Origin of the sequence: Streptomyces sp. ICBB 8177, assembly GCF_003144095.1 — a bacterium.
Lineage (GTDB): Bacteria > Actinomycetota > Actinomycetes > Streptomycetales > Streptomycetaceae > Streptantibioticus_D.
The window spans coordinates 1,269,264-1,281,208 of record NZ_NSKH01000018.1 but is presented as its reverse complement, the minus strand read 5'-3'; the positions used below and the strand labels follow the sequence as shown (position 1 = coordinate 1,281,208).

The following is an 11,945-nucleotide window of genomic DNA, read 5'->3' as shown; positions in this document are numbered from 1 at the left end:
CTGATCCCACCGTCGAAGGTGCGGCCGCAGGGCGGGGGAACGCAGGACACGCCTGATGAGACGCTGTTCGCGGCGATCATCTACGTGCTGGTCAGCGGTTGTGCCTGGCGAGCCCTACCGCCGTGCTTCGGGATATCGAAGTCGACCGCCCACCGCCGGTTCCTGATCTGGTCGCGGGCCGGCGTGTGGGGACGGCTGCACGAAGCGGTGCTGCACCGACTCGATGACGCCGGCCTCATCGACGTCTCGCGCGTGGTCCTCGACTCCGCTCACGTGCGGGCTAAAAAAGGGGCGAACTCACAGGTCCGAGCCCCGTGGACCGGGGTAAGCCGGGTTCCAAGATGCACGTCCTGTCGGACGCGAACGGACTGCCCCTCCTCGTCGGCGTCTCGGCCGCCAACACCCACGACAGCGAAGCGCTGAAGCCCATGGTCGAGGGCCACCAAACGAGACACGACCCCCACCGCGGCCGCCACTTCAAGCCCCAACGCATGCACGCAGACAAGGCGTACGACATCCCCCACCTGCGCAAATGGTTACGCGGCAAACGCATCGGCGTGCGCATCGCCCGCAAAGGCATCGAGTCCAGCGAACGCCTGGGCCGCCGTCGTTGGGTGATCGAGCGGACGATGTCGTGGCTGTCCGGCTACCGCAGGCTCAGCCCCCGCTACGAGCACGATCCCCGTAACTACCTGGCCTTTCTCGGCCTCGCCGCAGCCATCTGCTGCTACAAGCGACTCATCCGCCTCACCACATAGGACACCGTCTAAGCGGCCACTCCGGCACCAACGCCGACCTGGACACCACCTCCGGCGACATCCACGTGACCGCCCTGGGCACCGCCTCCGGCACCCTGCGAGCCCACAGCGTCTCCGGCGACGTGCGAGTCACCGGCCCCGCCTCGCTGCGGGTGAACGCCCACAGCGTCTCCGGCCGCGTCCACACCCACTGACCCCACCTGTGCACCATCCCCAGTGCCGGGGCGGCTGCCTCTCGCCACAGACCGAGGCCGCCCTGGCTCCCTTCGCTGTTCGAGGAGAACACCCCGCCATGCGTACCTACATCGGCACCCACCGGGTGCTGGACACCATCGAGTTCGAGGAACTGGCGCTGGGCTTCGATGAGCTGCCTGCGGGCATCGACCGTGACCTGTTCCGCGGCCCGCTGGAGGCTGAGACGTCGCAGGAGCGCGCGGCCCGCCTGGACGTGGCCCGCGAGGTCATCCAAGAGCTGGCCGCTCTGGGGGAGGGCGGTGACGAGGTCGCCGCGTGGGACGCGCTGTACGCCGACGCGCTGACCCGTACCGTGCCGTTCCTGCGCACCGCCCGCCGCCCCGTCAAGGCCGGGGAGGATGCGGCATGAGCCAGACCCTGACCGGCCTGGCCGCCGCCCTGCCGCTGTCGGCCGGATGGTCCGTCCACACCCTGTGGATGCGCCACCGCATCGCGCAGGCCCGCCGTGACCCGCTGACCGGTCTGCCCGCCCGGGCCATGTTCGAGCGCCGCGCCGTCCGTCTGCTGCGCCGGGGCCCGGTCGCCGCCGTGGTGATCGACCTGGACGGCTTCAAGGGCGTCAACGACACCTTCGGCCATGCGGCCGGTGACGCCGCGATCCGCGAGACCGGGGTTCGTCTCGCCGAGTGGGCCGAACCGCTGGGCATCGTCGCCCGCCTCGGTGGGGATGAGTTCGCCGCCCTGCTGTCCCTGGCCGACTGGGACCTGAACGGTGAACTCGCTGCCCTGCACGAGTGGTTGTGCCACCCGTTCGGCTATGAGGGCCGCGCGCTGCGTCTGGGGGCGTCGATCGGCGCGGCCTGCACCGTGGCGACCCGTCCCGGCGAGTGGTCCGCGCTGCTGCGGCGGGCGGACGAGGCCATGTACGAAGCCAAGCGCAACGGCGGCGGCTGGCTGCTGACCGACGCGCCGGTGCCGGTGATGCCCTCGGTCAACGGCCGCCGCGCCGGACGCACTGGCGGTGCCCGATGAGCAACACGATCGAGGGCGCGCCGTCGTCGGTGCCGCCGCTGACCCGTCCGGAACTCGGGCTCGCCGGGGTCGGTGCGCTGGCTGCTGCCGGGGTCGGTGCGCTGGGCCTGTTGTCGTCGTTCGACGCGGTGTCGGCCGCCGGGGCGCGGTGGGGGTTCGCGGCGCCGTGGATGCTGCCGGTGGGCGTCGATGTGGCCATTCCGGTGTTCACGGTGGCGAATCTGCTGCTGATCCGGCTGGACATGGCGCTGGCGTGGGTGCGGTTCGTGCCCTGGGTGCTGACGCTGATCACGTGCGGGCTGAACGTGGCGGCCGGTTTCACGGTGGCGGCGCGGGTGGCGCACGGCACGATGCCGCTGCTGTGGGTGGTGTTTTCCGAGATCGGCGCGCACGTCTACGCCGTGCGGATCGGCGCGGTGACGGGTCGGCGGATGGAGAAGGTGCGTTGGTCGCGCTGGCTGCTGGCGCCGGTCTCGACGTTCGCGCTGTGGCGGCGGATGACGCTGTGGGAGGTCACCTCCTACAGCACAGCGCTGGTGTGCGAGCGGGAACGGCTGCTGGCGCGGGCGGACTTGCGCGAGCGGTACGGCTGGGCCTGGCGATGGAAGACACCACGGCGCGCCCGCGTGGTACTGCGCATGGGCGAACTGACTGCCACCGTTCCCACCACCGACCAGGACCCCGCCCCGCAGCCCGAGCCGGAAGCGAAGCCCGCACCGCAGCCGGACCCTGAGCCTGAGACGCCCAGGGCGCCGCGCAGGCGGCAGCCCAGGGGCAGGAAGACCGCGCCGGTTCAGCGGACCGCTGACGAGCTGCTGGCCGAGGCCCGCACGCTCACCACCGGCTGGACGGACACGGAGATCAACGCCGAGGCGCTGCGCAAGGCGCTGCGCTGCGGCGCCGCCCCGGCGCGGCAGGTGCGTGACGCGCTGCTGGCCGAGCGCGCCGAACACCCCGTGGCGATCCTCACCGCGCCCAGCGAGCCCGCCCCTGACGAGAACGAACCCGAGGAAGGACAGGCAGCATGAGCGAGACCGTCCGTACGCAGGGACCGGCGATCACCGCGCTGGCGGGCCTGCTGGCCGCCTTCCCGGACCTGCCCGCCGCCAGCTTCGAGATCACCACCCTGGTCACCGCTGACGCTGTCGGGCCGGGGGTGAGGGTCGCTCTGCACGACGACCTGGGAGCGTTCGAGACCTGGCGTGCGGCGCTGGGCATCGACCCGGGCGCGGTCGGGCACACGGAGCTGATCACCTGCCGGTGCCTGAAGGCGCAGACGCAGTTCGCCGGGGTGCCGCTGGTCCTCGTGGGCTTCGCCCCGCTGACCGCGCCCGTGCGGGGTGCGGCATGAGTGAACCGCTGGCCGCCGTCGATGTGTGGCTGCCGGTGATGCGGGCCGCGGGGTTCCGATGCCAGTGCGCGGGCGAGTGCGGCAACGAGCACGCCAAGAGCGAGGGCCGGTGCCCGCGTGAGCACGACGCCTACACCAGCCGGCACGGCCACCGCATCCGCCTCATGGCCGCCCCCGCCAACCCCGCCACCCCGGCGGCCGTCGCGGTGACGCTTGCGCCGGGCGAGTTGCGGGCGTGGTGCCCGGAGTGCCACACCGCCGCCCGCACCCGCGCCCGCACCGCCGTGGTGCGCGGCGACGCCGCACCGGCCCTGTTCGAGCTGTGATCCCTGAAAGGGAGGTCAAGCCCATGGGCTTGACGTTCACCGATCTGTTCTGCGGCGCGGGTGGCTCGTCCACGGGCCTGGTCGCCGCCGGTCTGGAACTGCGGCTGGCCGCCAACCACTGGCAGCGCGCGGTCGAGACCCACGCCGCCAACCACCGCCAGGCCGACCACCTGTGCGCGGACATCAACAACTACGACATGCGCCGCCTGCCCCACACCGACATCCTGTGGGCCTCCCCGATCTGCACGGAGATCTCCCCCGCCGGGGGCAGGCGCCGCACCCACGGCCAACTGGCCCTGGAACTGGGCGAGTACGGGCCGATGGAGAACGCCGGATGGGAACGCACCCGGGCCACCGCCTACGACGTGATCCGCGCGACCGAGGTCCACCGCTACGCCGCCGTGCTGTGCGAGAACGTCCTCGAATTCGTCGTGGACTGGGAGCTGTTCGACTGGTGGCGCACCGGCATGCACCACCTCGGCTACCGCTCCCAGATCGTCTCCGTCTCCTCCGCCCACGTTGGCGGGGACGACAACGACCCCTCACCCCAGTGGCGCGACCGCGTCTACGTCGCCTTCACGCGCCTGGATGTGCCCGCCCCCGATCTGACGCCCTGCCCGCTCGCCTACTGCGCGCACTGCGACCGGGATGTGCGGGCCGTGCAGACGTGGCGCAACGGACGGCGGGTGGGTAAGTACAGGCAGCAGTACGACTACCGCTGCCCCAACAGCGCATGCCGCCACCAGGTGGTGGAGCCTTACGTGCGCCCGGCCGCGTCCATCATCGACTGGACCAACCTCGGGGTGCGCATCGGGGACCGGGCGGCGCACGGGTTGCGCCCGCTGGCCGCCAACACCGTCAAGCGCATCCGCGCCGGGCTGGACCTGCTGGGCGAGCGGCGCATGGTGCTGACCGTCAACCACGGCGGCCACGACGGGCGTGCCGTGCCCGCCGACACCACCCCGCTGGCCTCCCGCACCGTGAAGATCGGGGACGCGGTCCTGGTGCCGACCGGCGGCACCTGGAACACCACGCCGACCACGACCGGTGAGCCGATGCGCACCCGGCTGGCCAACCCGAAGGGGTTCGAGGCGCTGCTGACCCCGCCGCAGGCCGACGACTCGTTCATCGTCACCCTGCGCCGTAACGCCACCGCCCGCCCGGTCTCCGCACCGGTCGACACCGTGACCGGTCAGGGGCGGCATCACTGGCTGGTCATCCCTTACCGCAACGCGGGCACCAAGTCGGCCGGCGAGCCGCTGCACACCCTCGGCACGAAGGACTCCGCCGCTCTCCTCGGGCCCGCCCCCGCGTTGGAGGACTGCCACTACCGGATGATCCAGCCGCGCGAACAACTCCTCGCCCAGCGCTTCCCGGCGGACTACATCGTCCACGGCAACAAGGGCGAGCAGACCATGCAGGCCGGGAACGCCGTGTCCTGCAACGTCGCCCAGTGGATCGGCGAACGCGTCACCGCCGCCTTGGCCCGCACCGCGGCCAACGCCGCCTGACCCCCACACCTTGTTCGCGGGCCCGGCCGCCCACCTCTCACAGCGACGGCCGGGCCCGCATCTCCCCTCCCACCCGGAAGCGGAAGGTCCCTGAAGTGAACCATCCCGACGACGATGACGAGCTGTTCCACCGGCTCGAAGCCGAGATGACCGCCGGTTCGGGTGCTGAGGTGGTCGACCTCGGCAAGGCCCGATCCGCCCGCTCCAAGTCGCCCGACTCGCCCACCCATCCGGGCGCCGATCGGTCGGCCGACTCCACCCCCGACCGTCCGCACACCGAGTCGGCCGACCCGGCCGGGCCGACCGGTCCGGTGGACGACGAGCCGGACGACGACGCACGGCGTCGGGTGCCCGTCGACTCGCCGGACCTGCTGCGGTCCGGGGTGGTGTACGAGAAGCGGCGTCCGATCCTGCCGCCGTGGCTGGCCACGAAGACCGAATTCGCGCTCACCGCCCGGCACTTCGGCGTCCGCACCGCCTACACCGCCGCGTACCACTCGATCCGCACCCCTTGGTATGGGCTGCGGCTGGCGGTGACCGCGCCGCGCGGCGGCATCCGCTTCGCGTCTGCGGCGCGGCGGTGGGTGTGGGACACCGAGGCCGAACCGCTTCGGGCCGCCACACTCCGGGACGAGGACGTGAGCCAGTACCTGACCCTCTCCCGCCAGCGTGACCGCCGGGTGCGCGGCCGGACCCTGGTGATGCTGCTTGCCTGCGTCACTGGGCCGGTGCTGGCCTTGGCTCTGTATGTGATGGCGCCGGGCTGGCTGACGGTGCTGGCCATGGCGGCGGTCGCCGCGCTGGGCTTCTACGGGCAGGAGAAGGACCACCCCATCATCGGCCCGGCCGTGCTGCGCACCGAGGTGGAGAAGCTGACCGGCACCATCGTGCTGCGGGCGCTGGACAACATCGGGGACCCGAAGATCTGCGCCGCCATCAAGAAGGGCGGCGACATGAACGGCATGCACTTCGTCTCGGAGATCGTCCGCGACGGGCCCGGCTACCGCGCCGACCTCGACCTGCCCTACGGCGTAACCCCCGAGGACATCATGGAGTCCCGCAAGGAACTCGCGTCCGGCCTGCGCCGCAAGGTGGGGTGCGTGTGGCCGTCCGCCGACCCCGGCGAGCACGAAGGACGGCTCATCTTGTGGGTCGGGGACCGGCCGATGAACGAGACCACGAAACCGGCCTGGCCGCTGCTGAAGTCCGGCACCGTGGACCTGTTCAAGCCCGCCGTGTTCGGCAACGACCAGCGCATGGGCGAAGTCAGTGTGACGCTGATGTTCGCCGCCGTCGTCGTCGGCTCCATCCCCCGCATGGGCAAGACATTCCTGATGCGGCTGCTGCTGCTCATCGCCGCCCTGGACCCGCGCGCGGAACTGCACGCGTTCGACTTCAAGGGCACCGGCGACTTCAAGGCGCTGGAGCCGGTCTGTCACCGCTACCGCGCCGGTGAGGAAGACGAGGACATCGAGTACCTGGTGGCCACGCTGCGGGAGCTGAAGGAAGAGCTGCGCCGGCGGGCGAAGGTCATCAAGTCCCTTCCCACCTCGCGCTGCCCGGAGTCGAAGGTCACCCCGGAGCTGGCGAACGACAAGTCGCTGCGGCTGCACCCGATCGTGGCCGGGTTCGATGAGTGCCAGGTGCCCTTCGAGCATGAGAAGTACGGCAAGGAGATCGAAGCCATCTGCACGGACCTGACCAAGCGTGGCCCGGCGCTGGGCATGGTCGTGATGTTCGGCACCCAGCGTCCGGACGCCAAGTCCCTGCCGCCCGGGATCAGCAACAACGCGGTGTTGCGGTTCTGCCTGAAGGTGATGGGACACCAGGCCAACGACATGGTGCTGGGCTCCGGCATGAACAAGGCCGGGTACCAGGCCACCATGTTCTCCCGCTCAGACCGCGGCATTTGCTGGATGGCCGGTGAGGGCGACGACCCGCGCATCGTCTCCTCCGCGTTCGTCGATGCCGTCGCCGCCGGGCAGGTGGTCGCCCGGGCGCGGGTGATGCGGGAGAAGTACGGCAACATCACCGGCCACGCCATCGGCCAGGCCCCGGCCGCCGACACCACCCCCGTCTTCGACCTCCTCAAGGACGTGCTGTCCGTGGTCCCGGCGGATGAGAAGAAGGTGTGGAACGAGAAGATCGCCGCCCGCCTGGCCGACCTGCGCCCCGCCGTCTACGGCACTTGGAAGGGCGAGACGGTGACCGCGAACCTCAAGCCGCACGGCATCACCGCCGTGGACGTGTGGGGCACCACCGACGCCGGGAAGGGCACCACCCGGCGCGGCACCGTCCGCGCCGACCTCCTCAAAGCAATCACTGAGCGTGATGGAAAGTAGAGGCGGTCGCCCTCCGGCGCGGTGCTAGGCCTAGCAGCCCCGGCTGCTAGGTCTAGCACCCCTGCTAGCACCGCAGTCGTGGGCTGATCTGCGATCTAGCATCTAGCAGCCCACCTGCGGAAACACCCGGAAACCCGCCTGGAAGGGCATCCATGACCCCCCTAGAGGCTGCTATAGCCATCCCACCCATCGTCACTGTGTGTTACGGGCTGCTGTGTGCGGGCAGTCCGCTCGGCAACTGCCGCAAGTGCCGCGGCTTCGGCTTCGCCATGAAGACCGACCGCAAGGGACGCCCCAAGCGCGGCAAGCACTGCCGCCGCTGCGACGGCCACGGCAAACGCATCCGCATCGGCCGACGCCTGTTCAACGCCGCCCGCCGCACCTGGCACGACGCCACCGCCGAACCCCGCACCCCCGCCGCCCGGAAGGACACCCCGCCATGGCGCTGACCGACCGCGACCCGCACAACGCCCGCGAGACCGCCCGCGTGATCTACCTCGCTGCCAAAGCCGTCCGCCTCGAAGCCCGCGGCAGGTCTACCCGCGCCATCGAGCGCGAGATCGACCGCATCCGCGAGACCGCGCAGGCCCGCGAGGACGCCAGGACCGCCCGCCGCACGCACGTCGGCGCCGCTGACCGAACCGGAGGTTCACCCGTGACCTTGTCCATCTCCGCCGCCGTCCTGCTCGGCGTCTTCCTCGCCTTCCTCCTGCGCTCGCGCTCCCTGGGCGCCGGATCGTGCGTCGTCGCCGTGCTGTTCGGCTTCTACCTCGCCAGCACCGGCCTGGCCGCCCCCATCAACCAGGTCACCCACGACCTGGCCCACTCCGTGGCCCAACTCGGCCACTGACCCCACCGGGACGGAGCACCCCGTGACCGACCACACGCCCATCCCCCTGCCCGACCCGCGCACCCCCACCCCGTACACCCCCGGCGTGCCCGTGGTCGTGCAGCCGCCCGGCCAGACCCCCTACTACGCCGCACCACCGCAGATCATCGTCATGCCCCAGCAGCCGCAGCATGGGCGGGAGTTGAGCCCGGTCACCACGCGGCTCATCGTCGGTGGTGGCATCGGCGCCGGAGCCATCGGCGCGTTCGCCCTCATCGGCCCCATGGTCCTGGCCACCCTCCAGTCCCTCGCCATCACCGCCCTGGCCATCGGCGGCACCGCACTCGGCCTCGGCGTCGCCGCCGCGATCGTGCTGCGCACGTTCAACGACGGCCGCACCCCGCGCCGAAAGTGAGGGGACCCGCGTTGTTCGACCAGCTCCGCGTCCGGGCCATCACCGCCCTGATCGCCCTGGCCGCCGCCACTGTCCTGCTGTCCACCTGCCGGGGCCCGGCACCCGCCGCCGGGCCCACCGGGATCGTCGTCACCCGCACCACGGACGCCACCGGGAACCGGATCACCGTGCGCAGCGACGACGGCCAACGGCACACCTACACCGTGGACGCCGCCGCGTTCGGCCACTGCACGACCGGCACCACCTACCCAGCCTGCCTCACCTACTGAGCAGACAACACGACACCCCCGCACCCCGTCCCTGCTGTCCCACTCTCACCGCCATCCACCACGACCGGAGGAACCGTGCTGTACCGCGGACAGATGAGGACCTCGTTCCTCAACGACCGGCAGATCCGCCCCATCGAGTACCGCAAGTGGGCCCACGCACAACGTCACTTCGACACCCGCCCCCGGCACCGGGCGCGCATCGATGAGCTGGTGGCGTCGATCCCCAAGAAGGGCCTGCGCGTCCCGATCATCCTCGGCGTCGATGACCGGCGCTTCGACATCTACGTCGCCGACGGCCACCACCGAGCCATCGCTCTCATGGAGCTGGGCACGCCCCGCTTCCCGTTCCAGTGGTACTGGATCCGCAACTGGGGTGTGCGCATGGAGCGGACGGAGTTCCCCTACCACCTCCTGGGACGGTGACCCGTGGACGCCGTCCTGTGGCCCGTCACCGCACGCATCGTCGCCACCCTCAACGCCACCAACGGCACCGGCCCGCACGAGACGGCCATGCGGCTGCTGAAGGTCACCGAAGAGGCGGGCGAGGCATCCGCCGCCTACATCGGCATGACCGGCCAGAACCCCCGCAAGGGCACCACCCACACCCCCGGCGACGTGGCCGACGAACTGTGCGACGTCATCATCGCCGCCGCCGTCGCCCTCCACGCCTTCACACCCCACCCCGCCGCCGTCCTCGACGCCAAGCTGCACGCCGCCGCCCGACGACTGACCACCCCCGCACAACCCGCCCTCACCGACACCGGAAGCGAGTGATCCCCATGGCCGTAGGCGAGACCCCCATCACGATCGTCGGGAACCTCACCGACGATCCCGAACTGCGCTTCACCCCCTCCGGCGCCGCCCTGGCGAAGTTCTCCGTGGCCTCCACCCCGCGCACCTACGACAAGACCTCCGGCCAGTGGCGCGACGGGACCGCGATGTTCCTGCGCTGCACCGCCTGGCGTGACCTGGCCGAGCACATCGCCGACTCCCTCACCAAGGGAACCCGCGTGGTCGTCACCGGGCGCCTGCGCCAGCACAACTGGCAGAACGAGCAGGGCGAGAACCGCTCCATGCTCGGACTCGAAGTCGATGACATCGGCCCGTCGCTGATGTTCGCCACCGCCAAGACCGAACGCGCCCAGCGCAAGACCACCGGCACCGGCCCGGCCACGGACGCCTGGAGCACCGCCAAGCCCGCGAACGGCGGCTGGGGCACCCCGGCCGGGACCGGAACGGGGCAGGGCGGCGGGGCCGAGTTCGGGGACGAGCCGCCGTTCTAGATACGCCCGGGGCGGTCGCCTCTCGCCAAAGACCGCGACCGCCCCGGTTCTCCAGTCCCTTCGCAGAAACAGGAGACCTCCAGCATGACCGATCACGCGGTATCCGGCGAGGCCACCCTCGGCCACACCACCCTCGCGAGTCGCGAACCCCTGCGCGTCGCGCTGGCCCTGGCCGCCGCGGGTGTGCCCGTGCTGCCCCTGCGGAAGAACAAGCGGCCGTTCGCCAACTGCCCGACGTGCTCCGCAAGCGCCTGCGGCGACCGCCCCCACATGAAGAACCCCGGCCCCTGCTACTGCCCCGCTCCCTGCCACGGCTGGGCCGCCGCCACCACCGATCGGGCCGTCATCGCCTCACCCGCGTGGGCGGCGGCCTGGCGCGCCGCCGGGGGCGTCGGCTACCACCCCGGCGGCTGCGGCCTGACCGTCGTGGACCTGGACAACCCGGCCGCCGTGGCCTGGGCACACGCCACCCTCCCGGCCACCAGGACCGTTGCCACCACGCGCGGGCAGCACTGGATCTACCGGGGCGCCATGCAGTCCGCGAACGGCGTGCGGCCCGGCGTCGACATCAAGTCCCGCATGGCCTACGCCCGCTGGCTCGCCCCCGGCACCGGCACCATGACCCCTCTGCCCGGCACCGTGCGCGCCCTCGTCGCGAGGGAAGAGGCCACCCCCGCGCGGGGCGGGGTGGCCTCTTCCCTCCCGGCGAGTGGCACGTGGAACCGTCAGGTGGCGCACGGCTGCCGTCACACCGAGGCGTACGTGAACACCGGCCTGCGGCGCGGCCTGAACATGGTGGCCGCCTGCACCGAGTCCGGCGCGGGATCGCGAGCGTTCGGGGTGGCCCGGTTCCTCGCGGCCCAGCACGCGCACTGTCCCGGACCCTGCGACCTGGAAGGCATCGGGCGCCAGATCGTCGCCGCGGCCATCGCGGTCGGGGTCCCCGAGCCCTACGCCCGGAGGGCCGTCACCAACGGCTTCCACACCGGCCAGGGGCACGCCGCATGACGCCCGGCGAGGAACTGCCCGCGCCCACCAACCCTCTGGCCGTCGCGCGCCGCCTGCTGCCCGACTGGCAGGCCGACGACGGCGCTCTGATCTGCCGCCGCTGGCGCGGCTCGTGGATGCGCTGGACCGGCACCGCCTGGCGCGAGGTGGACGAACAGCAGGTACGCGCCCACATGTACAAGCGCCTGGAGCACGCCACCTACGCGGGCGGCACCGACCGCGACGGCAACACCGAGATCCGCGACTGGGCCCCCACCAAACAGAAGATCAGCAACCTGCTCGACGCCCTCGGCGCCATCGTGCTGCTGCCCACCGACGTGGACGCCCCCGCCTGGATCACCACCACCGACACCGCCACTGCCACCCCCGGGGCGGTGGACTGCGGGCCGATCGTGGCCTGCCAGAACGGGCTGCTACGCATCCGCGACCGGGCTCTTCTGCCGCACGGGCCGGGGTTCTTCAACCTCGTGTCCGTCCCTTTCACCTACGACCCCGAGGCGACCGCCCCCACCTGGGACCGGTTCCTGACGCAGATCTGGCCGGGCGATCCCGAGGCCGTCCGCGCGCTTCAGGAGTGGTTCGGCTACGTGCTGTCCGGGCGCACCGACCAGCAGAAGATCCTGCTA

17 protein-coding genes and 1 pseudogene are annotated in these 11,945 nt (G+C 71.6%); all 18 read left to right on the top strand.

Features of this window, described 5'->3' with window-relative positions:
* Nucleotides 1-758 (top strand): IS5 family transposase gene (locus CK485_RS14245; RefSeq protein ID WP_199239342.1). Its coding sequence is split into 2 segments (ribosomal slippage), with 759 coding nucleotides annotated over them: nt 1-289 and nt 289-758; the frame shifts between segments, so codons are not numbered across the junction. This gene is flagged as partial in the annotation.
* Entirely contained in the window at nt 722-952 is a 231-nt protein-coding gene (locus tag CK485_RS29660; protein WP_109450489.1) for a DUF4097 family beta strand repeat-containing protein, read from the top strand. The genes CK485_RS14245 and CK485_RS29660, both read left to right, overlap by 37 nt.
* A 98-nt stretch (nt 953-1,050) precedes the next feature.
* Entirely contained in the window at nt 1,051-1,362 is a 312-nt protein-coding gene (locus CK485_RS14235; RefSeq protein WP_109450487.1) for a hypothetical protein, read from the top strand.
* Nucleotides 1,359-1,985, top strand: coding sequence for a GGDEF domain-containing protein (locus CK485_RS14230; protein ID WP_199239341.1), 627 nt, complete (start codon nt 1,359-1,361; stop codon nt 1,983-1,985). Before CK485_RS14235 ends, CK485_RS14230 begins: the two co-directional genes overlap by 4 nt.
* Entirely contained in the window at nt 1,982-3,013 is a 1,032-nt protein-coding gene (locus tag CK485_RS14225) for a DUF2637 domain-containing protein (RefSeq protein ID WP_109450485.1), read from the top strand. Before CK485_RS14230 ends, CK485_RS14225 begins: the two co-directional genes overlap by 4 nt.
* The gene (locus CK485_RS14220; protein WP_109450483.1) at nt 3,010-3,336 is read left to right on the top strand and encodes a hypothetical protein; all 327 of its coding nucleotides are present in this window, start codon (nt 3,010-3,012) and stop codon (nt 3,334-3,336) included. The genes CK485_RS14225 and CK485_RS14220 overlap by 4 nt, the downstream gene beginning before the upstream one ends.
* Nucleotides 3,333-3,662 (top strand): hypothetical protein, encoded by a 330-nt coding sequence (locus CK485_RS14215; protein ID WP_109450481.1) that lies wholly within the window; start codon nt 3,333-3,335, stop codon nt 3,660-3,662. The genes CK485_RS14220 and CK485_RS14215 overlap by 4 nt, the downstream gene beginning before the upstream one ends.
* A gap of 23 nt (nt 3,663-3,685) precedes the next feature.
* The gene (locus tag CK485_RS14210) at nt 3,686-5,173 is read left to right on the top strand and encodes a DNA cytosine methyltransferase (protein ID WP_109450479.1); all 1,488 of its coding nucleotides are present in this window, start codon (nt 3,686-3,688) and stop codon (nt 5,171-5,173) included.
* A gap of 95 nt (nt 5,174-5,268) precedes the next feature.
* On the top strand, nt 5,269-7,515 hold the full coding sequence (locus tag CK485_RS14205; RefSeq protein ID WP_109450477.1) for an FtsK/SpoIIIE domain-containing protein: 2,247 nt from the start codon (nt 5,269-5,271) through the stop codon (nt 7,513-7,515).
* A gap of 152 nt (nt 7,516-7,667) precedes the next feature.
* Entirely contained in the window at nt 7,668-7,964 is a 297-nt protein-coding gene (locus tag CK485_RS14200; protein ID WP_109450475.1) for a hypothetical protein, read from the top strand.
* Nucleotides 7,955-8,365: a hypothetical protein gene (locus CK485_RS29655; RefSeq protein ID WP_241968347.1), complete on the top strand. Its 411-nt coding sequence runs from the start codon at nt 7,955-7,957 to the stop codon at nt 8,363-8,365. The genes CK485_RS14200 and CK485_RS29655 overlap by 10 nt, the downstream gene beginning before the upstream one ends.
* 22 nt (nt 8,366-8,387) lie before the next feature.
* A complete protein-coding gene (locus tag CK485_RS14190) occupies nt 8,388-8,759 on the top strand; it encodes a hypothetical protein (protein WP_109450474.1) in 372 nt (123 codons plus the stop codon).
* An 11-nt stretch (nt 8,760-8,770) separates the two neighbouring features.
* Complete coding sequence (locus CK485_RS14185; protein WP_109450472.1) at nt 8,771-9,028, top strand: hypothetical protein; 258 nt, start codon at nt 8,771-8,773, stop codon at nt 9,026-9,028.
* Nucleotides 9,029-9,121: 93 nt separating this feature from the next.
* Entirely contained in the window at nt 9,122-9,451 is a 330-nt protein-coding gene (locus CK485_RS14180; protein ID WP_146214542.1) for a ParB/RepB/Spo0J family partition protein, read from the top strand.
* A 3-nt stretch (nt 9,452-9,454) separates the two neighbouring features.
* Nucleotides 9,455-9,802, top strand: coding sequence for a MazG-like family protein (locus CK485_RS14175; protein ID WP_109450469.1), 348 nt, complete (start codon nt 9,455-9,457; stop codon nt 9,800-9,802).
* A gap of 5 nt (nt 9,803-9,807) precedes the next feature.
* A complete protein-coding gene (ssb, locus tag CK485_RS14170; protein ID WP_109450467.1) occupies nt 9,808-10,311 on the top strand; it encodes a single-stranded DNA-binding protein in 504 nt (167 codons plus the stop codon).
* 84 nt (nt 10,312-10,395) lie between these two features.
* Nucleotides 10,396-11,319: a bifunctional DNA primase/polymerase gene (locus CK485_RS14165; protein WP_109450465.1), complete on the top strand. Its 924-nt coding sequence runs from the start codon at nt 10,396-10,398 to the stop codon at nt 11,317-11,319.
* A pseudogene (locus CK485_RS29650) lies at nt 11,316-11,945 on the top strand (NTP-binding protein); the annotation flags it as partial. The gene CK485_RS14165 and the pseudogene CK485_RS29650, both read left to right, overlap by 4 nt.